This window comes from Streptomyces sp. CNT360, assembly GCF_000424785.1.
The window spans coordinates 33,886-60,224 of sequence record NZ_AUKO01000032.1 but is presented as its reverse complement, the minus strand read 5'-3'; the positions used below and the strand labels follow the sequence as shown (position 1 = coordinate 60,224).

22 protein-coding genes and 3 pseudogenes are annotated in these 26,339 nt (G+C 70.1%); 10 read left to right on the top strand and 15 right to left on the bottom strand.

Annotation, left to right across the window (positions count from 1 at the left end; genetic code table 11):
- The first annotated feature begins 54 nt into the window (after positions 1-54).
- On the top strand, positions 55-696 hold the full coding sequence (locus H297_RS0123740) for a TetR/AcrR family transcriptional regulator C-terminal domain-containing protein (RefSeq protein ID WP_027739096.1): 642 nt from the start codon (positions 55-57) through the stop codon (positions 694-696).
- Positions 697-726: 30 nt separating this feature from the next.
- Here the strand turns inward: H297_RS0123740 and H297_RS44535 are convergent.
- The 5 genes and pseudogenes from H297_RS44535 to H297_RS42895 form a co-directional block, all read right to left on the bottom strand.
- Positions 727-1,058 (bottom strand): annotated as a pseudogene (locus tag H297_RS44535) (IS982 family transposase); the annotation flags it as partial.
- Between the two features lie 523 nt (positions 1,059-1,581).
- Positions 1,582-2,190 (bottom strand): hypothetical protein, encoded by a 609-nt coding sequence (locus tag H297_RS0123735; RefSeq protein WP_027739095.1) that lies wholly within the window; start codon positions 2,188-2,190, stop codon positions 1,582-1,584.
- Positions 2,191-2,265: 75 nt separating this feature from the next.
- Positions 2,266-2,432 (bottom strand): annotated as a pseudogene (locus tag H297_RS44530) (IS982 family transposase); the annotation flags it as partial.
- A gap of 96 nt (positions 2,433-2,528) precedes the next feature.
- The gene (locus H297_RS0123730) at positions 2,529-3,326 is read right to left on the bottom strand and encodes an SAM-dependent methyltransferase (protein ID WP_027739094.1); all 798 of its coding nucleotides are present in this window, start codon (positions 3,324-3,326) and stop codon (positions 2,529-2,531) included.
- A gap of 31 nt (positions 3,327-3,357) precedes the next feature.
- Positions 3,358-3,714, bottom strand: a pseudogene (locus H297_RS42895) (hypothetical protein); the annotation flags it as partial.
- A 1,092-nt stretch (positions 3,715-4,806) separates the two neighbouring features.
- Here H297_RS42895 and H297_RS0123725 point away from each other — a divergent pair.
- The 5 genes from H297_RS0123725 to H297_RS0123705 are packed head-to-tail and all read left to right on the top strand — an operon-like array spanning position 4,807 to position 9,438.
- A complete protein-coding gene (locus tag H297_RS0123725; RefSeq protein WP_027739093.1) occupies positions 4,807-6,027 on the top strand; it encodes a cytochrome P450 in 1,221 nt (406 codons plus the stop codon).
- Between the two features lie 5 nt (positions 6,028-6,032).
- Positions 6,033-6,680 carry a TetR/AcrR family transcriptional regulator gene (locus H297_RS0123720; RefSeq protein ID WP_486589638.1) on the top strand — a complete coding sequence of 216 codons (648 nt, stop codon included), beginning with the start codon at positions 6,033-6,035 and terminating at the stop codon, positions 6,678-6,680.
- Positions 6,681-6,722: 42 nt separating this feature from the next.
- On the top strand, positions 6,723-6,923 hold the full coding sequence (locus tag H297_RS0123715) for a ferredoxin (RefSeq protein WP_027739091.1): 201 nt from the start codon (positions 6,723-6,725) through the stop codon (positions 6,921-6,923).
- On the top strand, positions 6,920-8,152 hold the full coding sequence (locus tag H297_RS38050; protein ID WP_051352116.1) for an FAD-dependent oxidoreductase: 1,233 nt from the start codon (positions 6,920-6,922) through the stop codon (positions 8,150-8,152). The genes H297_RS0123715 and H297_RS38050 overlap by 4 nt, the downstream gene beginning before the upstream one ends.
- Before the next feature lie 50 nt (positions 8,153-8,202).
- Positions 8,203-9,438 carry a cytochrome P450 gene (locus H297_RS0123705; RefSeq protein WP_027739090.1) on the top strand — a complete coding sequence of 412 codons (1,236 nt, stop codon included), beginning with the start codon at positions 8,203-8,205 and terminating at the stop codon, positions 9,436-9,438.
- A 40-nt stretch (positions 9,439-9,478) separates the two neighbouring features.
- Here the strand turns inward: H297_RS0123705 and H297_RS38045 are convergent, their stop codons facing one another.
- From H297_RS38045 to H297_RS0123690, 3 genes are all read right to left on the bottom strand, one after another.
- A complete protein-coding gene (locus H297_RS38045; protein WP_064744869.1) occupies positions 9,479-10,870 on the bottom strand; it encodes an MFS transporter in 1,392 nt (463 codons plus the stop codon).
- A 273-nt stretch (positions 10,871-11,143) separates the two neighbouring features.
- Positions 11,144-11,872, bottom strand: coding sequence for a GntR family transcriptional regulator (locus tag H297_RS0123695; RefSeq protein ID WP_078514525.1), 729 nt, complete (start codon positions 11,870-11,872; stop codon positions 11,144-11,146).
- Between the two features lie 72 nt (positions 11,873-11,944).
- Positions 11,945-13,135: an enolase C-terminal domain-like protein gene (locus H297_RS0123690; RefSeq protein WP_027739088.1), complete on the bottom strand. Its 1,191-nt coding sequence runs from the start codon at positions 13,133-13,135 to the stop codon at positions 11,945-11,947.
- 279 nt (positions 13,136-13,414) lie between these two features.
- On the opposite strand from H297_RS0123690, the gene H297_RS0123685 reads away from it, so the two are divergent.
- The 3 genes from H297_RS0123685 to H297_RS0123675 all read left to right on the top strand — a co-directional run bounded on the left by H297_RS0123685 (position 13,415) and on the right by H297_RS0123675 (position 16,554).
- On the top strand, positions 13,415-14,320 hold the full coding sequence (locus H297_RS0123685) for a dihydrodipicolinate synthase family protein (RefSeq protein WP_027739087.1): 906 nt from the start codon (positions 13,415-13,417) through the stop codon (positions 14,318-14,320).
- Positions 14,317-15,828, top strand: coding sequence for an aldehyde dehydrogenase family protein (locus H297_RS0123680; RefSeq protein WP_037795251.1), 1,512 nt, complete (start codon positions 14,317-14,319; stop codon positions 15,826-15,828). The genes H297_RS0123685 and H297_RS0123680 overlap by 4 nt, the downstream gene beginning before the upstream one ends.
- Positions 15,829-16,011: 183 nt before the next feature.
- Positions 16,012-16,554 (top strand): class I SAM-dependent methyltransferase, encoded by a 543-nt coding sequence (locus H297_RS0123675; RefSeq protein ID WP_027739085.1) that lies wholly within the window; start codon positions 16,012-16,014, stop codon positions 16,552-16,554.
- Here H297_RS0123675 and H297_RS0123670 read toward each other — a convergent pair.
- Positions 16,539-16,778, bottom strand: coding sequence for a hypothetical protein (locus H297_RS0123670; RefSeq protein ID WP_027739084.1), 240 nt, complete (start codon positions 16,776-16,778; stop codon positions 16,539-16,541). The two genes, H297_RS0123675 and H297_RS0123670, sit on opposite strands and share 16 nt — an antisense overlap.
- Positions 16,779-16,990: 212 nt before the next feature.
- Between H297_RS0123670 and H297_RS0123665 the strand changes: the two genes are divergently transcribed.
- Positions 16,991-18,073, top strand: a complete 1,083-nt coding sequence (locus H297_RS0123665; protein ID WP_078514511.1) for a glycoside hydrolase family 130 protein — start codon at positions 16,991-16,993, stop codon at positions 18,071-18,073.
- A 146-nt stretch (positions 18,074-18,219) separates the two neighbouring features.
- Here the strand turns inward: H297_RS0123665 and H297_RS0123660 are convergent, their stop codons facing one another.
- The 6 genes from H297_RS0123660 to H297_RS0123635 form a co-directional block, all read right to left on the bottom strand.
- Positions 18,220-20,562 carry an FtsX-like permease family protein gene (locus H297_RS0123660; RefSeq protein WP_027739082.1) on the bottom strand — a complete coding sequence of 781 codons (2,343 nt, stop codon included), beginning with the start codon at positions 20,560-20,562 and terminating at the stop codon, positions 18,220-18,222.
- A complete protein-coding gene (locus H297_RS0123655; protein WP_027739081.1) occupies positions 20,559-21,251 on the bottom strand; it encodes an ABC transporter ATP-binding protein in 693 nt (230 codons plus the stop codon). Before H297_RS0123655 ends, H297_RS0123660 begins: the two co-directional genes overlap by 4 nt.
- Entirely contained in the window at positions 21,248-21,772 is a 525-nt protein-coding gene (locus H297_RS0123650; RefSeq protein WP_027739080.1) for a PadR family transcriptional regulator, read from the bottom strand. Before H297_RS0123650 ends, H297_RS0123655 begins: the two co-directional genes overlap by 4 nt.
- A gap of 331 nt (positions 21,773-22,103) precedes the next feature.
- Positions 22,104-24,053, bottom strand: a complete 1,950-nt coding sequence (locus H297_RS0123645) for an MFS transporter (RefSeq protein ID WP_027739079.1) — start codon at positions 24,051-24,053, stop codon at positions 22,104-22,106.
- A 65-nt stretch (positions 24,054-24,118) separates the two neighbouring features.
- Positions 24,119-25,144 (bottom strand): aldo/keto reductase, encoded by a 1,026-nt coding sequence (locus H297_RS0123640; RefSeq protein ID WP_051352115.1) that lies wholly within the window; start codon positions 25,142-25,144, stop codon positions 24,119-24,121.
- Entirely contained in the window at positions 25,119-26,339 is a 1,221-nt protein-coding gene (locus H297_RS0123635; RefSeq protein ID WP_027739077.1) for a GNAT family N-acetyltransferase, read from the bottom strand. Before H297_RS0123635 ends, H297_RS0123640 begins: the two co-directional genes overlap by 26 nt.

Sequence of the window (26,339 nt, the reverse complement as noted above, 5' to 3'; positions counted from 1 at the left end):
CTCAACCTTTCTTGGTCGCTGACCAATGTTGTCTGCCCGGAGTAAACTAGGTCAATGACCAACAGGCAAGTCGGCGGGCGACTCCAGCCCGCCACCGTGATCGACGCCGCGCTGGAACTGCTCGACGAGGAAGGGCTGGACGCCCTGTCCACCCGGGCCGTCGCGGACCGGCTCGGAGTGCGGATGAACACCGTGCTGTGGCACGTGAAGACCAAGGCCCGGATGCTGGATCTCATGGCGGACGCGATCGTCGGCGAGATCTCGCTCGACGACCTGCCGGACTCATCCGACGAGCGTGCACGCGAAATCGCCCGCCGCTACCGCCACGCCGTACTGGCCCACCGCGACGGGGCCGCGCTCATGGCCGGCACCTATCCCGCCGAACCGCACACCCTGCGCGCCGCGGAAGCCCTCGTCGCCGCGCTTCTGGACAGCGGCAGGAACGAACGCGACGCCGCCTGGACCACGTGGGCGGTCATCTACTTCACCCTGGGCCTCACCCAGGAGGAACAGTCGGCCGGGAGCCAACCGGTCGGTCAGCGCCTGGCGGCGGCGTTGGCCCCGGACAGCCACCCTGCTCTGCACCGCACCCTCGGCCACCTCGCCCCCGGATCATTCGACGACCGGTTCGAGTTCGGCCTGGACTCACTCCTCTCCCCGCCCCAGGAACGGCCGCCGAGCCGGGCGACCGGCTGAGAGGGCCCCGGACGCGTTGTTCCGATGTGATCAGTGGCCGTAGGTGATCAGGGATCGTATGACCGGTTGTCTGGTCTTGTGGCTGTGCCGGATCGCCGTGGCAAGGGCAAGAGCAAGGGCGCGCTGAGCGACGTGCACGGCGACTCCTTCGAAGGTCCGGCCGCCTGCCGCTCCGGGGCGAGCCGGCCCTTGAGTGTGTCGTTGACCGACTCGGTCAGCCGCCGCATCGACTTCAGCAGGGACTCACCCGCGCGGCGTTTCTCCCGTTTGGGCAACGGCCGCGGCAATGCGGCCCCGCGCAAGGCCGGATCGGCCTCACGTTCCTTGGAGGCGCAGCCCTCGTCCCCGATGAGCAGCAGGCCGACAGGGGAACGGCAACTGGCAGCGGATCCGCACCCGGCTTCACTCCCTGGCCGCCGCGAAAGGTGTGATCGTCTGGGAAGTGAGCGTCGACTCCACGGTGTGCCGCGCCCCTCAGCACGCGGCCGGGACCCGCAGGGAGGGCCACCCACAGAGGAACCACCGGGTGGCATCTTCACCGCGCCCCGTGATCACGGGCTGGGCCGGTCGCGCGGCGGGTTCACCGGCAAGCTTCGCCTGGCCGTCGAGCAAGGCCGGAAACCCATGTCCATCGTGATGACGGCAGGACAGCGCGGAGACTCGGCGCAGTGCGAACCCGTGCCACAGAAGGCTCGCGTGCCCCGGATCGAACCGGGCCGCCCACGGGTGCGCCCCGGCCGGCTACCGCGAGCGCCACGCGGCCGAGTGCAGGATCAACCGGCTCACAAGGCACCGGGCGGTCGCCACTCGATACGACGAGCTCGCGGTCCGCTACGAGGCAACCGTCCTCGTTGCAACCGTCAACGAATGGCTGTGACAAGGTTCTCAAGACTCATAGGGGCCGCCGCGGAAGTACAAGCTCTCGTGCGCTCGTGGACGGTCACCGCGCCCGTGCGCGGCATCGGAGCGGTCGGCAGGTGCCACCCGTTCGGCCAGCGTCCGCAGCGTCTCCAGGCCGGCCAGTACCTCCGCGCGATTGTCCGACGCCTTCATCCAGGCCGGCAGCCGAGCGAACATCGACATTGTCGGCCGCGCTCCGCCACGCTCCCGCAAGCGCGCCCCGACATAGGCGGACAGCTCGTCGACGTGCTCCTCGTTGTAGGCCCACAGGATGTGACCGGCGCAACGGGTCTGCAGCCATAGCGGCCGGTGGAAGAACGGATCCTCACTGCCACCCAATACCGCGCCGACCAGCCCAGCCCCCCGCACCTCAGGTTTCCATTCGGTGACTGCACCGCATCCCCCGCAGGCCAGGCGGCGCGGCTGGAAAAGGAGTTCGCTGAAGTATCTGGGATCGGGAAGGCCAGGCCGGGGGATCACGAGCGCGCGCCCCCCGCACCGCGGACATACCACAAGCATCCGACCCGCGAACCGGACCAACCAGCCTCCGGCGTCGTAGTGGCGGACGAGATCAGTGCGCGGCTCGGAATCCATGACGGACAGCATCGCAGGTCCGCGATGCGAGCAGTTGCACCGGATTCCCAGGCATGCTCCACAGGTCGCTACCAGCTTGTTGCAGGCGGACTGCTGGGACGGGTAGCGGAAGAGGTCCCCCAACCGGGCATGCGTGAAGCGGATCCAGTGCCGGGCCGGCGGAAAGCCGAGCGGGACCTGAGCGACGGCCAGGCGCAGCAGCCGGCGTCCGTGAGTTTCGGGGACCGCCCGATCCGGCGCCTTCCGAGGGCCCCGCCTGCCGGACTTCGGTCAACGCGTGCCGCGTCCGCGGTGCGGACGTGGCGCAGCGGGAGGAGTGCTGGAGGTGCCCGGCTGAGTCAGCGCTTCCTGCCGATGCCGGCGTAGAGCGAGGCGTCGGCATTCGAGATCAGGCTGGGCCCGCCGGCGGTCCGGGGGTTCCACTGGTGTGCCACGACGACGCCGGGTGGCACGACGTCCAGCCCGCGGAAGAACTGCTCGATCTCTTCGCGGCTGCGCACCTGGGCCGGGGTGCCGCCTTGGCGGTAGAGATCCACGATGGACTGCCACGCCTGTGGGGCGAACTGGCCGGTGCAATGGCTCAGGCTCAGGTACGAGCCAGGGGCCAGGCGGTCGAGGAGTTGTTCCACCAGGCGGTACGGTCGCTGGTCGTCCGGCACGAAGTGCAGCAGCGCATGGAGGGACAAGGCGACAGGTGCGTCGAGGTCGATGCAGCCATCGGACTCGACGGCTGCGATCAGAGCGTCCGGTTCGGTCACGCTGCCTTGAAGGTAGCTCGTGCGCCCCTGGAGGGAACTGGTCAGCAGGGCGTCGGAGTAGGCGAGAACGATCGGATCGGTGTCCACGTAGACGATCCGGCACGACGGGTCCTGCTCCTGGGCGATCTCGTGCAGGTTGGGTGCTGTCGGGATGCCGGAGCCGATGTCCAGGAACTGCCGTATGCCGGCGTCGTCGGCAAGGAAGCGTACTGCCCGGTGCATGAACGTCCGGTTGACCCGCGCGACGGTCAGAATGGCCGGGAACTGCTGGATGGCTCTTTCGGCGGCCTCCCGGTCCACGGCGTAGTTCGTCTTCCCGCCCAGGTAGTAGTCGTACATCCGCGCGCTGTGGGGGCGGTCCTGGTCGTACCTGCGCATGCTGGAGGCGCGGCCCTGGTCCAAGGCGCCGTCACGGCCACGGGTCGGCTGGAGGTCTTCGTCTGCGCCACCCACGCGGTATCCGCTCCCTTGGTTGCTGTCCGGCGGTTGGAGGAGAAACTGCGCCGAGGCGCAGGGGAGTTGTGCCAGTCCTGTCGGTTCGTGCAAGGGCGTGTTCCGTCGAGGAGCGCCGCACTCCCGCCGCATGGTCGCTGCCGCATTTCTTGGTACCCGGGTGGATCCGGCCAGGGCGTTGTGGCCCTGCGCCACGGCACGAAAGGCGCGGACGCCGTCCCGGCTCGGGTCCGCTGGGTTGCTTCGCGTCGCGGAAGGCCACGGCTGCGCCCGTGTCGGCTGCCTTCTCGCACTCCCCGTTGCGATCGCTGTAGGAGCTCTTCCGCTACTTGGGCCAGGCGGCGTCTCGACTGAGACCGGCGCCTGCACGCGTCATCTCGCAACCTCCGTCGTTGCTTCCCCCTCGCAGGCGTGCAATTGCATGCCTGCGCGTCGGATCAAGTATTCCCGACCGGCCGTCAGTTACTCCTGCGCCCGTGCGGCCCCGCGATACGGCTGAGAATCCTCACCGCGCAATGCAGTGGCCCCCGGCAGAGTTCTCGCCCACGCGTCGGGAGCGGGCGGCACGTAAATGGGCGGAATGAGCGAAGGTGCGAGAATGCAACAGGCATATGTTGTACCCATATTCGGCAGCGGCGCGACCTGCGGATATGCCGATTGTCGGTGGTGGGCAAAGACGAAAAGGGAGCTCCACCGGCACGGGCGGGGCATATGTGGGCGGACGTCGAAGCCGACCGCTCCTCACTCGCAAGGCCGGTGATCAGGGAGATGCGGCTGGGGCCGGGCCGCGGTGAAGGAAGACGCGTTCTGTTTCCGACCGGCGCGGCAGTCGGCCGGAAAGGGCCACTGGCTTCCTGGGCGTGCACTGGTATTCGACCTCTTGAGTTCGTGGCAGCGGGCGTTCGACGGCCTCCGAGGCACGACTGCATGCTTCCCGTCGGCATATCGGGCAGATACCCGCAACGGGTCATGCATCTCGCCGGGCCGACAACAGATGGCGCAGCAGCGTTCTTCGGTGTCTGTCGCGCTCGGTGGAACCGCGGGGTGGGTGTTACGGAGGGCGACGGCGAGTTCTTCGAGGGGCCCGGCGGCATCGCGCCTCACGTCCGCTCCTCGGGGGCCGTCGTCGACTGGGGCCAGGGCGACCGTCCGGCCGATGTCGGTGCTGCCCGCGGTGACGACGACGGCTCGGTTCCCCGGTCCGGTGTGCGACAGGCGCGCGAGGGCGGGCAACCGCAGCGCCGGTCGGGTGTCCTTCACAGCCGGGACCTTCTTCTCGGGACGGAAGCTCTCCGCGTATGGTTGCCGGAGGCAACTTTAAGTCAAGTGATTGACGTAACGAATGGTGAAGGTCGACACTCGGTCGTCGGGAACGCCTGGCTGCACGGGTCGAAGGAGTACGCGCATGACAGGAACGGAAGAGGCGGAACCGCTCGCCTACCCGCTGAAGGCGCCGTCGGTGCTGGAGCCGTCACAGACCTGGACACGGCTGCGGACGGAGTGCCCGGTGGCGCGGGTGGCGCTGCCCAGCAAGGACGAGGCATCGCTGCTGACCAGGTACGAAGACGTGCGCACGGCGCTGGCCGATCCCCGCTTCAGCCGCGAGGGGCTGACCCGTCCTGATGCGGCAAGGGTGTCGGCCGGAGACGCGGAGGGCGTGTTCGACAGTCCGATGGCCAGGACGCTGAACGCGCAGGGGCACGCGCGGTGGCGCCGCATGGTCGGCAAGTGGTTCACCGCGAAGCGCATGGCGGCACTGCGGCCGGACATCGAGGCCATGGCCGCGCACCTCATCGACGGCATGGTGGAGCGGGGACGCCCCGCTGACCTGGTCTCCGGCCTGGCGTTTCCGCTGCCGGTGTACGTGATCTGCCGCATGCTGGGAGTGCCCGAGCGGGACCGGGACCGGTTCAAGGCCTGGTCGGACATCTTCTTGAACACCACGCGCTACAGCGCTGAGGAGATGAAGACGGCTCAGCACGATTTCGCCGCGTACATGGCCTCGCTCGTCGACGACAAGCGCGCCGAGCCCGGGGACGACCTGCTCAGTCTGCTGCTGACCGGCGCCGATGGTGCGGGCGAGCCGATGGAGCACGACGCCCTGGTGGCCACCGGGCAGGCGCTGCTGCTGGCGGGCCATGAGACGACCGCGGGTTTCATCGCACTGATGGTTGCGCACCTGCTCGCCGACCGGCAGAGGTGGGAGCGCCTGCTGGCCGACCCCTCGCTGGTCCGGCTCGCCGTGGAGGAGAGCCTGCGCTTCGATCCCAACGGGGCCAACTTCGGCATGCTCCGCTACACGGAAGAGGAGACCGAACTCTCCGGCGGCACGGTGCCCGCGGGCACCACCGTGGTGTGCAGCATGTCCTCCGCCAACCGCGACGAGAGCGCCTGGGAGAACCCGCACGAGATGGACCTGGGGCGCAGCCCCAATCCGCACCTCACCTTCGGCGCCGGCGCGCACTCCTGCCTCGGGCAGCCGCTGGCCCGCACGGAGATGCAGGGCGCGCTGAGCGTGCTGCTGCGCCGCCTGCCCACGCTCGACCTCGCCGTCGAACCCGCCCGCCTGCGCGCTCACGAGGGGCTGTTGACCGCGCCGCTGCGTGACCTCCCGGTGACCTGGTGACCGCCGTGAAGACCGCTCACCGCGACCGTACGGCGGAGACCCGGGACACCATCATGGCCGCGGCTGAACGGCTGTTCGCCGAGCACGGCCTGGTCACCGTCTCCAACCGGCAGATCGCAGAGGCCGCGGGACAGCGGAACAACACCGCGGTCGGCTACCACTTCGGCGGCAAGACGGACCTGGTGCGGGCGATCATGACGCGGCACGGCGAGCAGACCGACCGGATCCGTCGCCGGTACCTCGTGGTGATCGACGGCAGTCCGGACATCCGGGACTGGGTCGGTGCCCTGGTACGGCCCGTCACCGAGCACCTGGACTCGCTCGGCGTCCCCTCGTGGAACGCCCGCATGACGGTCCAGGTCATGACGGAGCCCACCATGCGCGATCTGGTCTCCGAAGAGGCGTGCTCCCGCCCGTACCTGCGGCAGATCCTCGACGGCCTGGGCCGGTGCCTCGCCGACCTTCCGGCTGCCGTCCGCGCCGAGCGCGGAACCATGTCCCGTTACCTGATCACGCACACATGCGCGGAACGGGAGCGTGCCCTGGCCGGGAACGACGGGCCTGCGCACGAGACATGGGAGCGTGCCGCCGACGCACTGACCGATGCGATCGTCGGCCTGTTGACCGCCCCCGTCACTGCACCCCGGACCTGACCGGGCGCACCACCACACCGCAAAGGACCTGTGACTGCAACCATGAAGATCAGCGTTGACCAAGAGAAGTGCTGCGGCGCCGGGCAGTGCGTCATGATCGCGCCGGAGGTCTTCGACCAGCGCGACGAGGACGGCATCGTCGTCCTTCTCGACGACGCCCCCGCCGCGGACCAGCAGGAAGCGGTGCGGGAATCCGCCGACGTGTGCCCCGCCGCGGCCATCCACCTGAGCGAGGACGCGTGAGCGCACCCGCCGACGTGCTGGTCGTCGGCGCCTCGGTCGCCGGTCTCAGCACAGTCGAAGCCCTGCGCCGCAAGGGGTACCAGGGCCGGATCACCGTCGTGGGGGACGAGAGCGGTCCGCCCTACGACCGGCCGCCGCTGTCCAAACAGGTCCTGTCCGGCGCCTGGCAGCCCGAGCGGTCCCACCTGCGCACCGAGGAGCAACTCGGCGCACTGGACGCGGAGTTCCACCACGCCGAGACGGCCGTCTCCCTTGATGTCGGGACACGTACCGTGCACACGGACAGCGGACGGGCCCTGGGCGCAGAGGTCCTCGTGCTGGCCACCGGCGCCCACCCCCGGCGGCTCCCGGGGCAACAGGGCTTGCAAGGCGTGCACCTGCTGCGCACTCTCGACGACTCACTGGCCCTGCGTGCCGCCCTGAGCACCACGCGGCGCCTCGTCGTCATCGGAGACGGTGTCCTGGGCTGCGAGACCGCCGCCACCGCGGCACAGCTGGGCGTGCACACCACACTGGTGGGCCTGCAAACCGCGCCCATGGCAGCCCAGTTGGGCTCACGGATCGCCTCGCACCTGGCGGGCCTCCACACCCGTAACGGGGTACGCGTACTGAGCAGCACCGGTGTCGGCGGCCTCGCCCATGCGCACGGGCAGGTGACCGGCGTCCACCTGTCGACCGGGGAGGTACAGCCCGCCGACGCGGTCGTCGTCGCCATCGGCTGTGCACCCGCCACGGACTGGCTCGTCAGCAGCGGCCTGCAACTGGACGACGGCATCGTCTGCGACGCCCGGTGCCGCGCCGCACCCGGCATCTACGCGGTCGGTGACGTGGCCCGCTGGTACCACCAGGACGTCGACGAGCACGTGCGTCTGGAGAACCGTACGAACGCCACCGCACAGGCCGGCGCCGTCGCGGCCGACATACTCGGCGCCCGGACCGCCTACCGGCCCGTTCCCTACTTCTGGACCGACCAGTTCGACACCAGGGTCCAGGTCTTCGGAACCCCCGCCTCCGACGCACAGATCACCGTCGTCGAAGGCGAGGAAGGACAGCGGTTCGTCGCCCGCTACGAGCGGGACGGCCACACCAGCGCCGTCCTGGGCTGGAACATGCCCAAACAGGCCCGCCTGCACGGCAGAACTCTGAGCACCCCTCCCGCCCCTGCGCCCTCCGACAGCGGGAGCACAGCTCTGACATCCGGCGCCGCCACATCGGCCGCCCCGGCCTGAAGCACCAGCACCAGACCATGACACCCCGTGCCGACTTGGGGAGGACACACATGACCGCCCTGCCGCAGACCGCCCCCGACCTCGCGCAGCTTCCCGACTTCCCCCACCCCCGCTCCGCCGCCTGCCCCTTCGGCGTCTCGCCGCAGATGCGCGCCCTGCAGGACCGCGGCCCCCTCACCCGGGTCAGGTCCTGGGGCCGAAGCACCCCCTGGGTGGTCACCAGCCACGCCGAGCAGAAAGCGCTGCTGTCCGACCCGCGCCTGAGCGCCGACTTCTCCCACCCCGGCTTCCCCAGTCCCGTCGACCCCGACAAGGCCGGACGGCACAGGCCGGACATGAGTTTCGTCGGGATGGACGACCCCGAGCACGCCCGCCTGCGCCGCATGGTCAGCGGTGTCTTCACCGTCAAACGCATCGAAGCACTGCGCCCCGTCGTGCAGAGGTTCGCCGACGACTTCATCGACACCATGCTCGCCGGACCCAAGCCCGCCGACCTGGTCCAGGCCCTCGCGCTGCCCCTCCCCTCCCTCGTCATCTCCGAACTGCTCGGCGTCCCCTACGAAGACCACGACTTCTTCCAGAGCAACAGCAAGACCATCGTCTCCTCCGTCACCTCGGCCGAGGCCCGCAGCACCGCACACACCAACCTCGGCGACTACCTCGACGACCTGCTGGGCAAAAAGATCGCCGAGCCGGGCGACGACCTGCTCTCCACACTCGGCGCACGCGTCGAGGCCGGGGAACTCACCCGCCGCCAGGCAGCGGCCATGGGCGTCCTCCTGCTGATCGGCGGCCACGAAACCACCGCAAACATGATCACGCTCGGCACGCTCCTGCTGCTCGAACACCCCGGGCAACTGGCCGTCCTCCGGGACACCGACGACCCCGCCGTCGTCAACGAAGCGGTGGAAGAACTTTTGCGCTACCTCTCCGTCGTCCACCTCGGACGCCGCAGGACAGCCCTGGAGGACATCCAGATCGCAGGCCGCACCATCAAGGCGGGGGAGGGCGTCATCCTCCTCAGCGAGCTGGCCAACCGGGACCCCGAAGTCTTCCCCCACCCCGACACGCTCGACCTCACCCGCAACGCCCGGCCCCACCTCGCCTTCGGAGCCGGGACACACCACTGCGTCGGCCAACCACTCGCGCGCATGGAACTCCAGGTCCTCTATCCCACCCTGCTACGGCGCATCCCCACCCTCCGCACCACCGTGGACCTGACACGGATCCCCTTCAAACACGACGCCGTCATCTACGGCGTCCACGCACTGCCGGTCACCTGGTAGCGGTACACGGAGCACCAGGCACCACCGCCCGCGGTGCCCTTCAGCGGTTGCTGTGCCGGATGCCGTCGGGCGCGGCGTCCGGTGCGGCGAAGGGGGCGTGCTGGGCCGGGCTCTCTTCCTCGCTGATCGGCCCGCCGTGCTGGTAGCGCAGGAACGCGCACCCTGCCAGGGCCACCACGGATATGCCGGCGACGATCAGGAGCCCCGTGCTGACGCTGCCGGTGCGCTCCTGTACCTGCCCGAGCAGCGTCGGTGCGACGAACCCCCCGAGGTTGCCGATCGAGTTGATCAGCGCGATGCCCGGGGCCGCCATCGCTCCCACCAGATACTGCTGCGGGATCACGTAGAACGAGGACGCCGCCACCTTGAAGCCGGCTGTCGCGACGACCAGCATGATGACGGCCACGACCGGAGTGGTGAGGGCGGCGGTGGTCAGGCCGAGGGCGGCCAACAGGTACCCGGAGCCGAGCACCGTGCGGCGCAGTCCGGTGCGGTCGGAGAGGTGGCCGGCGGCGAGTACGGCGAAGAAGGCCGCGATGAAGGGCACGACCGCGATCAGGCCGATCATGAACTCGCTCAGTCCTCCGATGTCCCGTACGAAGTCGGGCAGCCAGAAGGTGACGGCGTACTGGGCGAGCTGGGCGGCGAAGTAGACGAAGCAGAACAGCAGCATCTGCGGGTCGCGCAGCATGGACCATCGGGAGGGTACCTTCTCCTGCCTGGCCGCGGCCCGCTCCGCTTCTTCGGCCGCCAGCCGGTCGAGCAGCGCCTCCTTCTCCTCTGCGGACAGCCAGCCGGCCTCGGAGGGATGGGAGACCAGCCGGGACCAGACCAGAAGACCGATGGCGACGGCGGCGAGACCTTCGATCAGGAACATCCACTGCCACCCGTGCAGCCCGAGGGTGTCGTGCATGCTCAGCAGGGCCCCCGAGAGCGGCCCGGCGATGATTGCGGCGATGGCCGACGCCGAGTACAGCGCGGCGTTGGCCCGGCCGCGCACGGCGTTGGGGAACCACTGGGTGAAGTAGAAGATGACACTCGCGAAGAAACCGGCCTCCGCTGCGCCCAAAGCCATGCGCAGCATGTAGAAGACCGCCTCGTTGTGCGCGAACATCATCAGCGCCGAGACGAGACCCCAGCTGATCATGATGCGCGTCAGCCAGAACTTCGCGCCGTAGCGTTCGAGCAGGATGTTGCTCGGGATCTCGAAGATCGCGTAGGTGACGAAGAAGAGCCCGGCGCCCAGGCCGTAGGCGCCGGCTCCGATACCGGAGTCCGCCTCCAACGCGTCCTTCGCGAAGCCGATGTTGACCCTGTCGATGTAGTTGACGACGAACATCAGCATGGTCAGCGGAACGAGTCGCCAGTAGGCCTTTTTCGTGGCGGCCGTCAGCGCCGGCGGATCGATGACTGCTGCTGGAGAGTGCTTCATTGCACCTGCCTTGGAGCGCGAAGGGGCAAGGGAGCGCTGCGGAGCGCTCCTGAAGGAAGAGAAAGGTGTACAGGCCGTGCCGGGAGCTCTGCTCGCTCGGACGGCGAGCTCGGTCGGCGCCGCGACGGGAGCGCAGGGCGCTCACAAGCTTCCGTATGGCTGCTGTCGGCTGCGGTTCGTGATACCCCCGGCCTGGCTGCCGCGCATACGCAGAGGGTGGCCGCCGGGGGAGGGGAGTGCCGGTGTTCTGTTGCTGAAGAGGCCCGGGAGGGCTCAGTGCGGGCGGCCTGCCGCAGGCCCTGCCGGATCGACCCGACCGTCGAGCGTGGGCAGGACACGGTTGATGAAGCCGGAGATGTGGGCGGCGAGAAGCTGCGCGGCGCGGTTGGCATCGCCTGCCAGGGCGGCGGCGAGGATCTCCTCGTGCTCCGCCGTCTCGCTGCTGGAGCCACCGGCGGAGCGCCATCCCGACACGCTGACCAGCGCCGCCTGGTCCCTCAGCTCGTCAAGAGTCCTGGTGAGGATCGGGTTTCCACAGGCCATGTAGAGGGCCCGGTGGAACTCCCGGTTGTGCAGGCTCATCTCTGCGGTGTCGTCGGTCGCGGCGGCCAGGTCGAGCGAGCGGCGGGCCGCGCCGAGGTCCCCGCCGTTGCGCACGGAGCGGCGTACGCCCTCGGGCTCCAGCAGGAGGCGCATGTCGTACACCTCCGCGGCGGCAGCGCTGTCCATCGCCCGGACGCTGGCGCCCCGGTAAGGGCTCAGCAGCACGAGCCCGGACCCGACGAGGGTTTTGAGGGCTTCGCGGATCGGTGTCTTCGACATGCCCAGGGAAGCGGCGATGTCGGACTCGACGAGGGGCTGGCCCGGACGCAGCTGCCCGGTCAGGATCGCCCGCCGGATGACGGATGCCGCCTGCTCGGTGCGGTTGGCGGCGGGGTCGACATGGTCGAGGGTCAAGCCGAGGGGCGATGCCGTCTCGTCCGCCGTGCGACGGTTGCTCATCGACTCCTCCTCGTGCATATCAGATATGACCCTATGATGCGCTGGCTGACCGGTCAATGCGCCGCCGTCCTGTCAGCTGACGCCGTCGGCGGTGACGACCCAGGTGGCGACGGCCTGTTTGCGGATGAGGTCGTGGTCGTAGCCGACGCCGATGCCCGGGCCGGTGGGCACCGGCAGCGTGCCGTCTTCGCCGATGCCCGTCCAGTCGTCGGTGTAGCCGCAGGTGTAGATGTGCGGGGACGGGTCGGAGTGGTGTGGGGAGACGTTCGCGACCTCGTAGAGCGAGGTGTTCTGCATGGAGGCGACGAGGTGGCGGTGGACGGGGCTCGGTCCGTGCACCTCGACGTTCACGCCGAGCGACTGTGCGAACTTGAGGGTGGTGAGGCTGCCGGTGACACCCATGTCGTAGTGGCTGTCCACGCGGAGGAGGTCGGTCCCGCCGGCCAGCAGGAAGTCGGCCTTGGCCTCCGGGCCGGGCACGTGCTCGGTCTGCAGGAGGGGGATGTCCAGCGCGTCCCTGAGCTGGCGGTGCTGATGGGCGCCGACCCCGATGGGCCGCAGCGGGTCCTCGTACCAGCGGAATCCCGCCTCCTGACACGCTTTTCCGACGAAGATCGCGTCGCTGAGGGAGTCGAATACGCAGGCGGGGTCGAGCATGAGTTCGGCGCGCTCGCCCAGGACCTCCCTCATGCGGGCGACGTTGCGGGCCTCCTCCCACTTGTCCCCCTCGTGCCAGCTGTGCATCTTGAACCCGGTCCAGCCGGCCTGCTGCAGCTCGGTGAGGAACTCGACGACCTGCTCGGAGGAGGAGAGGCTGCCCGCGCGGTCGCCGTTGACCGTCGAGGCGTAGGCGGGAACGCGGTCCCGCCAGCCGCCGAGCAGCTCGGTCAGCGAGGCGCCGTACGCCTTGCCCGCCAGGTCCCACAGCGCGTTGTCGACGAAGGAGAGGCCGTAGTTGTGCATCGGGCGCGCCATCCGCCGCGCCGTGCGGAACAGCCGCTCGCGGTGCTGCCACGGGCGCCCGACCAGGATCCGCGCCACATCGACGGCCTGGACCGCGCAGGCACTGGCCGCCGCGTGGTACGCATACTCTCCCGTCAGCCCGTCCGCGGTGTGCACACGCACCATCAGACTGCCCCGGGAACCGACGCTGCCGGGCGTGTAGTACCACGACCCCGCCCGGTCCTCCGAGGCGAAGTCCCGGACGAAGTCCGGCTCGTCCTCGTTGAACTGGATGATCTCGACCTTCTCCACGAGTGACATGACGCTCCTTGGTCTGCTGCGTGCGGTACGGGAAGCGGTGAGGCCGTTCCGGCCCACCCATGCGGCGATCAGATATCTCGTATATGACTCGGCCGAACTTAAGCAGCTCGCACGGGCACGTCAAGGGCTGTGCATCGGGAAGCAGCCGGGGCTCGCGTCCGCGTGCGCGAGGCGCCGTCCGCGTCGGGCTGTCGTGGTCCCGACCGCCTCTTGACCCCTGACGCGGCGCTGCTACCGTCATATCTCGTATATGAAACTACCGCTGGACGGAGAAGGAACATGGACCTTTCGGCGATCCGGTCCCGGTTGGCCGACGTCGTGGCGATCACCCCGACACCCTTCGCCGAGGGGGACGAGATGGACCGTCCCGCTCTTGAACGCGCCGTGGCGCGGCTGGTGGAGGGCGGAATCGGTGTGGTGACCGTGAACGGCAACACCGGCGAGTTCTACTGCCTGACGCCGGACGAGCGCCGCACGGCGGTGGACGTGGTGGCCGGGGGCACGGCCGGGCGCGCCCTGCTCCTGGCCGGGGTCGGCTTCGACATCGCAACCGCGGTCGAGGACGCACGCTACGCCCGCGACCGCGGCGCCGAGGCGATCATGGTGCACCAGCCCGTGCACCCCTACCTCTCTCCGGAGGGGTGGGTCCACTACCACCGGCGTATCGCCTCGGCCGTCCCCGACGTCGGCGTTGTGCCGTACGTCAAGAATCCGGCTGTCGGCCCGGCGCAGTTCGAGGAACTGGCCGATGTCTGCCCGAACGTGGTCGCGGTGAAGTACGCGCTGCCGGACGCCGCGACCTTCGCCGCCGTCGCACGGCGGGCCGGACTCGACAGGTTCACCTGGATCGCGGGCCTGGCCGAGCTGTACGCACCCGGATACGCGGCAGTCGGCGCGAGCGGCTTCACCTCTGGGCTCGCCACCATCGCTCCGCACCTGTCGACGGGTATGCAGTCCGCCCTGACCGGCGGCAACTTCGATGCCGCGATGAAGATCTGGGACGACGTGCGCGAGTTCGAGGAGCTGCGGCTGGCCCGCAACAGCGCGGACAACGTCAGCGTCATCAAGGAGGCACTGCACCAGATCGGCCTCGGCAGCTCCTGGGTCAGGCCCCCGTCCTCCCGGCCGGGCCCACAGATCAGTCGACGCATCACCGCAATCCTGGAAGGGTGGGGTGTCAAGTGAGCGGCGAGACCGTCACCACAGCAGACCCGAGCACCGGCGTGGTGACCACCACGGCGTTGCGCACGGCCACGGACGAAGAGGTGGCCGCGGCCTGCGCGCAGGCCGCGCAGGCCACCGACGAACTGGCCGCGCTCGGCAGGCCCTTCCGCAGCGCGCTGCTGCGCCGGATGGCGGAGGCACTCGAAGCGGCAGCAGCCGAGATCATCGCGACGGCCGACCGGGAGACGGCGCTCGGCACCCCGCGTCTGCGCGGCGAACTGGCCCGCACCACCTACCAACTGCGCCTGCTCGCCGACGTCGTCGACGAGGGCGGCTACCTCGAAGCAACGGTCGACCACGCCGGCGACACCCCGATGGGACCGCGCCCGGACCTGCGCAGAATGCTCGTCCCCCTGGGACCGGTAGCGGTCTTCGGCGCCGGCAACTTCCCGCTGGCCTTCTCCGTGCCGGGCGGCGACACGGCAGCCGCTCTCGCCTCCGGGTGCGCGGTCGTTGCCAAGGCCCACGGCAGCCACCCCCTCACCTCGGAGCTGTGCGGGCGGATCCTCCGCGACGCGATACGTGCGCACGGGGCACCGGAAGGCACCGTGTCCCTCATCCACGGAACCGCCGCCGGCCGCGCCCTCGTTGCCGACCCACGGATCACGGCTGTCGCCTTCACCGGGGGGCACGCCGGAGCGGCAGCGCTGAAGAAGGTGGTTGCCGCCCGCCCCGTACCGATCCCCTTCTACGGGGAACTCGGTGGCGTGAACCCCTTGGTCGTCACACCACGCGCAGCCGACGAGCGAGCAGCCGGGATCGCCCAGGGCCTCGTGGAATCGTTCACCCTGGGCGGCGGCCAGTTCTGCACCAAGCCCGGACTCGTCCTCGTACCCAGGGGAGAGGCCGGAGACCGACTCGTCGCGGACGTACGCCGACGGACGGCGACCGCCCCGCTCCCGCCCATGCTGAACGAGGCCATCGCCACCTCCTACCGCGGCAGCCTGGACCGGCTCGGCACGACCGCGGAACTCACGCAGTCGCAGGCCGGGGAGGGTGAGGGCTTCCGCACCCGGCCGGCGGTCGCGGTGCTGGACGCCGAGGACTTCGACGCCCCCCGCGTCGGAGAGACCTTCGGTCCCCTGGCCCTTCTCGTGCGCTACCGGCCCGAGGCACTCGTCGGACTCGTAGAACAGCTCCCGGGGGCCCTGGTCGCCACGGTCCACGGCGGCGCAGAAGACGATCCGGTACGGGACGCCGTGGCCTGCGCGCTGGCCGCCCGCAGCGGCCGGTTGCTTTTCGACGGCTACCCCACGGGCGTAGCCGTCACCTGGGCGCAGCACCACGGCGGCCCCTGGCCTGCCACCGACAACCAGCACACCTCCGTGGGCCCGGCCGGCATCCGCCGCTTCCTGCGCCCCCTGGCCTGGCAGAACAGCCCCGAGCACCTCCTGCCTGCCGAACTCCGGGAGGGCACAGGCACGGTGCCCCGCCGAGTCGACGGACAGCTACAGACTCCGCCGACGTGACCGTGATGCAGCCCGAACCGTTCCGCCCCGACTTCGACCGCATGCCGACGGGCGTCGAGCGTCGGCCCTCTCGCGGGGAGGGCGGCGGCGCGACCCGGGCCCGCCGGCGGCCACCCACCCCGAAACCGCACGGGGCGAGCTGAGCCCCGGGCCCCGAGGGGCGGGTGTGTCAGGGTGGGGTGCATGGCGTGGGACGGCGAGGCGTATCAGGCGCGGTTCGACAGCATCGCCGCCGAGGGCGGCGATGTGCACGGGGAGGCCGCTTTCGTGCGGGCCCTGGAACCGGACAGCGTCCTGGACGCGGGGTGCGGGACGGGCAGGGTCGCCATCGAGCTGGCGCGGCACGGCATCGAGGTGGCGGGGGTGGACCTCGACGCGTCGATGCTGGCCTCGGCACGGCAGTTGGCCCCCGACATTCCCTGGCACCACAGCGACCTCGCGGGGCTCGACCTCGGGGTCGCCTTCGACGTGGTGGTGATGGCGGGCAACGTGCCCCTGTTCACGGAGCCGGGTACGGAGCCCGACCTCGTCGCCGGGGTGGCGGCGCACGTACGGCCGGGCGGCCGTCTGGTGGCGGGGTTCTCGCTGGGCCGGGGCTACACCTTGGACGCGTACGACGCACAGTGCGCGGCGGCGGGTCTCGCCCTCGAAGCCCGGTACGGGGCATGGGAGCGTGAGCCGTACGCCGGTGGACAGTACGCGGTCTCCGTTCACCGCAGGCTCTGACGGGCGGTCACCTGCTGGCCGGTCCCGACGTCCTCCCCGGCCGTGCTCGGCCCTGCGCCTCGGTCCGTGCGCGGTACGTCGGCTGAAGAGGCGGCGGTGGCCGTACGGCTGCGCGCGAGGTCGGGAGCGGCGGAGCCGTCGCGGGACAGCGCCACGGCGTACAGGGCGAATCCGTACTCCGGATGAGGCCGCCGGCCCGGCGTGAACAGGTGACGCCACCTCACGCCGGAGAAGGTCCGCTCGTCGGTGCGGTCCTGTCCCGCCGTTCGAGGGCGGCGTGCCGTCCCGCGCAGGCGACGGGCAGGACGTGATGCCCGCTCCCTTGACGGGGCGTGACGCGTCGCCCAGTGTGTAGGCCCGGTGCATACGGGATGCGGGGCCGGAGGCCCAGTGTCCGACAACGTTGTCAACGGCGAGGGCGGGAGGTCGTCCGTACATGCGGCACAACGACCGGCAGGCGAGGACGGCGGAGCACGGGCGCCGCGGGGTGCTCAAGGTTTCGGCCGGGGTGGTCGGCGCCGCGCTGGCGGGCACGTTCGCGGCGACGGCGCCCGCTGCCGCCGCCGGCAGGGGACACCCGGACCCCCCGGGCGGGCCCGCCCGCTTCCCACTCGGTCCCTTCACCAAGAGCGGGGCGAACCCGATCCTGCGCCCCGAGCCCGCGCACGCGTGGGAGTCGGCGTACCTCTACAATCCGTGCGCCCTGGTCGTCGGCGGCCGGATCGCGTTGCTCTACCGCGCCCAGGACGAGGCGAAGACCTCCAGCATCGGCCTCGCCTGGAGCGACGACGGACTCACCTTCCGGCGCAGGCCGGAGCCGGTGCTCGTACCGACCGAGCCGTACGAGAAGCCCGGTGGCTGCGAGGACCCGCGCGTGGTGCGGATCGGCGACACGTACTACCTCACCTACACCGGCTACGACGGCACGAGCGCCCTGCTCTGCCTGGCCACCTCGAAGGACCTGGTGCACTGGAAGAAGCACGGGCCCCTCTTCCCCGAACTGCCCGACCCGATCCACGGCGACAAGCCCTGGAACAAGTCGGGCGCGATCCTGACCACGCCCATCGACGGCACGTACTGGATGTACTTCGGTGAGTCGAACGTCTACTGGGCCACGTCGAAGGACCTCATCCACTGGAAGACCGTCGGCAACGACGACCCGGTGGCGAAGCCCCTGCACCCCTGGGAGGGGTCCCTGATCGAACCCGGCCCGCCGCCGCTGCTCACCGACGACGGACACATCCTGCTGGTCTACAACGGCCGTTCGGACGGCGAGGGCGGCTACACCAAGGGCCAGTACTCCGGTGGACAGCTCCTCATCGACCCGGCCGATCCGACGAAGGCGGTGGCACGGCTGGAGCGCCCGTTCCTCGTCCCCACGTCGGACGACGAGCAGGGCGGCCAGGTCAACCACGTCGTCTTCAGTGAGGGACTCGTCCGCTTCCGCGGCACCTGGTTCCTCTACTACGGCATGGCCGACTCGGTCCTCGGCGCCGCCACGTGGCGTCCCGCCGGCTGAAAGCACACCGGGGAACGTCTCAGTGGCCATGAGCTCGGGCGCGGCCCCGGGCTACCGGAAACGGGGAGCTCGCGGCCCCCTCTCGGAGGGGGTCCGCGAGCTCCCCGTGCGGGACGTCAGCCCCGCGGTGGCTGAAGTACTCCGGGCTACTCCGTGCGGAGGCCCTCCGGCCGTACCAGCTTCAGCAGCGGCGGCAGACTGAGCAGCGTCACCACCAGGACCACGCCCGCGCCGACGCCCGTCATCGACAGCACGCTCGTCCAGTCGATGCCGATCGGCGTGTCCGTGAGCTTCAGCAGGACGCCGCCGAGCGCCAGTCCCACGCCCGCGGCCAGCACCAGACCCAGCGCGACCGGAACCGCCGTCTGCCACAGCACCGACAGGCCGAGGGTGCGGCGCCGGGTGCCGAAGGCGACCAGGGACGACAGCAGCTTCCGGCGCTCCCGGAGCTGCTCCAGCTGCGACACCAGCAGACTCGCGCCGATCAGCGCCAGGACACAGGAGGCGCCGGCGAGGAGACCGGTGCGGATCGCCGTGTACTCCCCGGCTGTTCTGGTGGCCGACCAGACGGTGGTGTCCGCCTGCGGGTCGACGGCGGCGGCCGTGTTGCGCACCAGGTCCTCGACGTCCGGGTAGGACTTGTCCAGCTTCAGATAGACCTCTCCGGTCAGGCCCGGCAGGAGGCTGTCCGGCAGCGCCCCGGGGGTGAGGAGGAAGCCCTGCTGCTCGTTGTTGGTCATGCCGATGCGGGTCTTGGCGTCCTTCAACTGCGTCGGCACCTGCCAGGGGACCTCCGCATTCTTCGAGCCGTCCTGCCTGAAGGTCGGGTCGAGGTACAGGTGCCTCCCCGGCTTCGCCAGCGCGGCCGTTTCGGTGTCTCCCTCGACGTCCCGTACGGCGAAGGCATCACCGTTCTTGCAGGAGGGCAGTTTCGCGACCTCCTTCAGCGCCGCGCAGGTACCCACCGTCATCGCGGTGGACTTCTCCGGGTCCTTGCGCTTCTCACCGAGGGCACCCTCGTCGTAGGCGTACACGCCCTCGACGCCCCCGGTGGCCTCGAACTTCGGGGCGGCGGGCTGGGCCGGCGTGCCGTTCGGCAGGCTGACCTGCATCTGCGCCCGCATCACGTCCTGGTCGGCGTTCTGTTCGGTGTAGGCGCCGTCGACGCCCGCGAAGAGCATCTGCAGGGCGATGGCACCGGCGACGGCCACCGCGATGCCGTTGACCATGCGGGCCGCGGTACCGCTGCTCATCTGGAGGCGGCGGACCGCGAGCTGCCAGGAGACGCTGCCGCTCCCGAGGCGGGCGACGACCCGTTCCACGGTCCACGGCAACAGCGCGGTGACACCGACCAGCAGCAGGACGACGCCGCCGGTCACCAGGTACTGGTTGAAGTCGCCGTGGTCGTTGCCCTGGCCGATCATCGGGTAGAGCATCGCCAGACCGGCCAGCGGCAGCACCAGTCGCCACCACAGCCGGCGCCGGGCAGGTTTGGCGGTGCGCACCACACCGAGCGGCTCGATGGCCACCCCGCGCAGTGCGAAGAGCGTGACCAGCACCGCGGCGGCCGGGACCGCCACCGCCACCAGCAGCGCCAGCAGCGGCGTGGGGTTCAGATAGCTCGGGAAGACGCTGACCCCGAACACCTCGGCGCCGCCTGCGATCTGGCGGCCGATGAGGAAGAACCCCGTGCCGAAGACCAGTCCCGAGGCCGCGCCCGCCATGGCCTCACCGGCCGCGATCCGCCGGGTCATCGCGGCGTCGGCCCCCACCAGCCGCAGGGCCGCGAGCCGGCGGTCGCGCCGCTCGCCGCCGAACCGCACGGCCGTGGCGATGAACACGGCGACCGGCATCAGCAGCACCACGAACATCACGAGTATCAGAAGAATCAGGACCGGGTCGGTCTCCTCCTCGGCCCTGTCGCCCTGGTAGCCGTAGTGGTCGATCCGGGTGGTGACGTTGTAACGGAGCTGCTTGGCCTCCAGGTTCTCGCCGCCCCGGTAGAAGGTCAGCTCCTGCGATCCGACCATGCCCTCCTCGGCGAGGGTGCCGGTGATCCGGTCCGGCAGCCGCTTGCGCAGCAGCTTCCCGTCGTCCGACTCCAGCAGCTCCTTCAGCTTCGGGGAGACGATCATCTCTCCCTTGGCGGGGAAAGCCTTCACGCCGGGCGGCAACGGAGCGTCGGAGCCCTCGGGTTGCAGGTCGCGGCCCCGGATCTCCGTCCCGCGGAACTCCGTGTCGGCCCGGCGGACCAGGAGGGTGTTGTCCGCCTTCTCCAGCTTGTTGGTGTTCGCGAAGGAGACGTCCGTACGGGCATCGTCCCGGTCGTGCCGGGTGGCGAGCGCGTTGGGGACGGCGGAGGTCAGCAGCAGCAGCGCCACGCCGAGCCCCACACCGACCCCCGTCAGCAGGGCCCTGACCCAGCCCTCGCGTCCGCCGGTGAGGGCGAACCGTACGCCCAGGGCGAGATCCGTGGCCCACCGCCTCATACGGCGCGCTCCATGTCCCGGGACCTGCCGTCACGCACGACGACCTCGCGGTCCGAGTAGGCGGCCACCCTGGCCTCGTGGGTGACGAGGACGACTGCGGCGTCGGTCGACCGCGCCGCCTCGGTGAGCAGCTCCATCACGCGCTCGCCGTTGAGCGAGTCGAGCGCGCCGGTGGGCTCGTCCGCGAAGAGCACCCGCGGGCCGGTGACCAGCGACCGGGCCACGGCGACCCGCTGTCCCTGGCCGCCGGATACCTCGCCCGGCCGCTTCTTGGCCAGGTCGTCGACCTCCAGGCGTTCCATCCAGCCGAGCGCGGCCCGCTCCGCCTCCCTGCGGGAGGCGCCGTTCAGCCGCATCGGCAGCGCGACGTTCTCCACACAGGTCAACTCGGGGACGAGCTGGCCGAACTGGAACACGAACCCGAACTCGGTGCGCCGCAGCGCGCTGCGCTGGGCGTCGTTCATGGCGGACAGTTCCCGGCCGTCGTAGAGGATCGTCCCGGAGTCCGGCGGGACGATCCCGGCGAGGCAGTGCAGCAGCGTCGACTTGCCGGAGCCGGAGGGCCCCATCACGGCGACGACCTCGCCGGGGCGGATGGAGAACTCGGCGCCGTCCAGGGCAAGGGTCGGACCGTAGGCCTTGCGCAGCCGCTCGGCCGTCAGCAGGGAGCCGTCGGGGGAGTGCGTCATCGGGACACCGCCTCACGGAGCTTGTCGAGGCGGGCGGCGGCCAGTTCGAGCCACCGCAGATCGGCCTCCAGGTGGAACAGGGCGTGGTCGCAGATGAGCTGGTCGGCGAGGTCGCCCTTGCTCTTGCGTTCGGTGAGGGCGCGCATGTGACGCAGGTGCTCGGATCGCTGCTCGTCCAGGAGGTCGGCCGCGTTGCGCTGGGTGAGCAGGGCGAGGACGACCTTGGTGTACAGCGTGGACTGGAGGTACGGCTCGGGCTTCTCGGGCGTGGCGAGCCAGCGTTCGACGTCGGTGATGCCGGCGTCGGTGATGGCGTACCGCTTGCGCTCGGGGCCGTCGCCGGCCTCGATGCCGTCGACCTCCACGAGCCCGTTCTTCAGCAGCCGGGACATCGTCGAATAGACCTGGCCGTAGTGGAGCGGCCGGTCGTGGCCGAACTTTTCGTCGAAGGTCCGCTTCAGGTCGTAACCGTGGCGGGGCCCGGACTCCAGAAGTCCGAGCAGCGTGTGAGCGATGGACATGCCGGGGACTCTACACACCATGTATACCTGCGTTGTATACGGCGGGTGTGTACTCCGTGTTGTACGGTACAAAACCGCAGGTCGGAGTACGTTGTCACGGTTCTGTCACGGGGCCGCTCGCCCTGGGGCGGCGCTTTCGGTGGGGGAGCGGGCCGGCGGACTCCCCGGAGGCCGCGGTCACCGGCGGAGCGTTCCCGGGTGGAACCTTCGAGGCGGCGCTGTCCGGCATCCGCGTGCCCCGCACGGGCCCAGGCGGCCAGGGTCCGACCCCTGGCCGTTCCGGCCGACCACGACTGCGGGCGCCGGCGTCCCGGTTCCGGACGTCAGCACGTCACTGCCGTCGGACGGCAAGTGAACGATCGTGGTGGATGACCTCGAAGCGACGGTCCTCGGCCAGCCAGGAGTCGACCGCGCGCCTGGCGCCCTCATAAGTGCTGTAGTCGTCGAACACGATGACCCCTCCGGAGCTGATGTGGTCACGCAGCCGTTCGATGCACACGGTCACCGGGTCGTACCAGTCGCAGTCCACATGAGCGAACGCGACCGGGCTGTCCAGGACGAGGGTGCTGTCGAAAAGTCCCTGGATGAAGTGGACGTCCTCCTGTTCCACGTCGATTCCGGCTTGGTGGAAGTTGATCTTCACCTGCTTGAGCATGTCCGTGGTGTGGGCGAGGTAATTGGCCACGGCAGGTCGGTCGGCTTTCTTCGCCAAGAGCTTGGAGTAGTCGTCGTGAGACCTTTGGTCGTCGTTTACTCCGGGTGCGGGAATCAGGTCGTACACGTCGTACAGCCGCAGTTCCCGCCCGGGTGTCTTCGCCTTGGCCAGGACGATGGCTGACCCCCCCAGCGCGACGCCGGCCTCGACGAAGATGCCGGGCACATGAGACCTCTCGACCTCCCGGGCGATCCGTTGAAGCGCCTCGATCTTGCCTGGGCGCATGGACAGTGTGAGTGCTCGTTCGCGGACGAAGCGGATCGTGTCGTCAGCGGTCACGGTGTCCTCCACGGTTCGGGACGCATGCGAGAAGATGCGAGTGCGGGTAGGAGCGGTACTCATCTCGACGCGCTGCTGCGGCGCGGCAGGTGCCGAGCCGGGCTTCCGGTGTCCACGGGCGAGCCTCAAGGCGTACGCGCACGCGGCCAGCACGGCGAACCCGCCTACGGCGACGATCGTGGCGCCGGCGCCGACGGTGGAGGACAGGGAGGAGGCGAGCAGCGCGCCCACCGGGGTCACACCGGTGAAGGCGAAGGCGTAGAGGCTGCCCACGAAGCCCCGCCGTCCCTCCTCGACTCCGGTCACCAGCACGGCATTCGACGACGCCGCGAACATGAGTCGCCCGAACCCGGCCAGAAAGAACAGGACTCCCACTGCCCACAGGGGGACCCCGATCCCGGCAGCGGCGAAGGCGACCCCGAACAGGGCGAGCCCGCCGACCGTGGTGAGCGAGGGAGGAACCCTGATGGCCGCGCGCAGCAGTCCGCCGGCTACGGAGCCGATTCCGAACGTCGCGTTGAGCAGTGCGAGGGCCTTCGGGTCGTTGAGGTAGGCGTCGCGGACGAAGAGCGGCACCAGCGTGGCCACGTTGAACGAGACGAGGCTGACGAGGGCGAAGACGATGAGCAGGTCGCGGACGACGGGAAGGTGCCAGACCTCTCGGAAGCTCTCCCGCAACGAGGCTCGCCTGGGCGTTTCCATACGGTAGTGCCCGCGGGGCAGCAGCACTGCGGAGAGCAGGAACGTGACGGCGTCCACGGCGAAGCACAGCCCGCTGGGCGCGGCGCTGAGCATCGCTCCGGCAGCCGCGGGCCCGAGCACGCGGCCCACACTGGACGCCGACGTCGTGGCGCCCACGAGCTGGACCCGGTGCTCGTCGGAAACCAGTGCGGTCAGGTAGGAGGTGCGGCTGGCGTATTCCGCGACCGCCAGAACCTGGCTGCAGGCACCGACGAGCACGAACGGCCAGAAGGCGAGTGCGCCGGGCCTGAACGCCAGCGCTCCGGCAGCCAGGGCGAGGACCATCTGCACAAGGTTGGACAGCTTCAGCACCCGGCGGGGGTTCCGCCCGTCGACCAGTGTTCCGATCCACGGCGTGACGAGTGCGGCCGGCCCGTACCGCAGGGCCATGAAGATGCCCAGCGACAGCGGATCCTGGGTCGCGCTGAGCACCACCCATGCCTGAGCTGTGGAGGACACGTAGGTACCGGACTGCGAGAGCAGTTCCCCGAGTGTGTAGCGCGCCGTTGCGGCGTTCCACCATCCACCGCGGGCGGTGTCGCTCATTGGCTGCCCAGCGTCTTCTCTGGCGGAGCGGGAATCGCTGAGAGCATGGTGCGTCGTCCTTTTCGTTATCGCTGGGCGGAACGGCTGCCCGGAACGGGTGCGTCGGCCGGAATGAGACCCTCGTCCCGCAGGTCGGCCCACAGGGCGTCCGGGATCGGCGTGGCGAGCCATCCGGCGTCGTCGGTGATGTGCTGGGCGGAGCGGGCGCCGACGACGACGGCTTCGACGGCTGGGTGAGCGAGGGGGAATTGCAACGCGGCGTGGGGGAGGGCGACCTCGTGCCGTCGGCAGACTTCGGCCAGTCGGCGAGCGCGCAGGATCGGGCCGCGGGGCGCGTCGGTGAAGTTGTACCGGGCGTCGTCACCGATCTCGGTGGCCGAGAGCAGCCCCGTGTTGAACACTGCTGCTGCCACGACACGTACGCCGCGCTCCACGCACCTGGGCAGCAGTTCTTCCAGCGCCGGCTGCTCGTGCAGGGTGTAGCGGCCGGCGAGCATGACGACGTCGATGTCGGTCTCGGTGACGAACCGGGCCGGGACCTCCCACTGGTTCATCCCGATCCCGATCGCCCGTACGACCCCTTGGTCGCGCAACTTCTCCAGCGCCGGGTAGGCCCCGCTGAGAGCCTCCTCGACGTGATCGTCGGGGTCGTGGATGAACACCAGGTCGACATGGTCGAGACCGAGCCGGTTCAGTGAGTCGTCGAGGGTTCTCCGCACGCCGTCGGCCGAGAAGTCCCACACCCTGCGCACAGAGGTCTCGACGGCGTAGCCACCCTCCGCCAGGTCGTTCACCGGCGCGTCCCGCGGATCGAGCCGGCGCCCCACCTTCGTGGAGACGACGAAGTCCTGGCGGGGCCGCCCGGCAAGAGCGGAGCCGAGGCGGCGCTCCGAGAGGCCGAGTCCGTAGTGCGGGGCGGTGTCGAAGTACCGGATCCCGAGCTGCCAGGCGGTGGCCAGCGCCTCGGCTGCTGCCTCTTCGGTCACCGCCCGGTAGAGGTTACCGATGGTCGCGGCGCCGAAGCCGAGCCGGCTGGGGGGTGCGAACCGCGGGGCGACCACGCTCTCAACTCCCTTCCTGGCGCAGGACATGGCGCTGCATCACGGCTTCGAACTTGCGACGTTGGGCACCGTCCACCCTCGCGAGGTCACCCGCGGCGCGGCTGTCAGGAGCGACACCGGAGACGTAGCCCATGAAGTGCCGCAGCCGTGCCCCGCGGGTGTGCTTCGCCCAGTAGGAACCCATCGAGTAGGCGAGGGCGCCGAGGCCGCGTTCGACGGCCAGCTGGACCGGCCGGTAGAACACGAGATTGAAGTACAGGAACGACTTCTTGTCGCTGTAGTCGAAGCCGCCGAAGCGGGCCCACCACGTGTGCGCGTCCGCCAGGAAGACCACGAACCCGATCGGCTCGTCGTCGCGGGAGGCGACCACCACCCGCAGCGCGTCGCCGATGTTCTCCCGCAGCGACCGGTAACCGGCGACGGTGTCGTCGAGATCCGCGGCCCGCCCGTACTTGGCGCGCCAGCGCAACTCGAGCTCGGCAAGTCGCGGGCCGAGCACGTCGGCGTCGTGCACCGCCACGGAGATCCCCGACCGGTCGAATGCCTCGATCTCCTTGCGGACATTCAACCGGCGGTGCGAGGTGAACTGTGCGAGATAGCCGTCGAAGTCGTCGAAGTCGATGGGGATGTAGGCGTCGGCGCCGATGACGACATCGTGGTAGCCGCGTCCGGCCAGTGCGCCCTCCAGCGCCGGGTCGTGCTGTTCGAGCAGGTAGAGCCACGCCACCCGGGCGGCTCCGTCGGCATCCGCGCGTCGCTCAAGGGCTTCCACCGCTGCCGCGGCGACCCGTCTGCGTCCCTCGGCGTCGAGTTCGCGGGCGTAGGCGACGCCGCCCATCCGCCCCGGCGAGCCGGCGACGATGCTGGGGCGCCATGGCGTCGCGTCGGTGCGCAGCCTCGTGAGGGACTGGTGGGTCTCGGGCAGCCCGCTCAGATCGTCCTCGTCGAGTTCCTCCATGGACAGGACCTGGGCCAGGTCGTAGGCCGGATGGGCGCCCTCGTCCGTGAGGTAGGCCGGAGCGGCGAACAGCAGACGGCCGCCGGAGCCGCTCACTGTCACGAATCGGGACTCGCCCTTGACGGTGCGACTGCGCCCGCGCAACCAGTCGTATCGCAGATACACGGAGGGACGCTCCAGCGCATCCCAGCGGTCCCGGTCGATCCCGTCGATGTCGGTGTGGATCTCGGTGAGCAACGCCTCGTGGCGGACGGCGGCGGGCGGCAT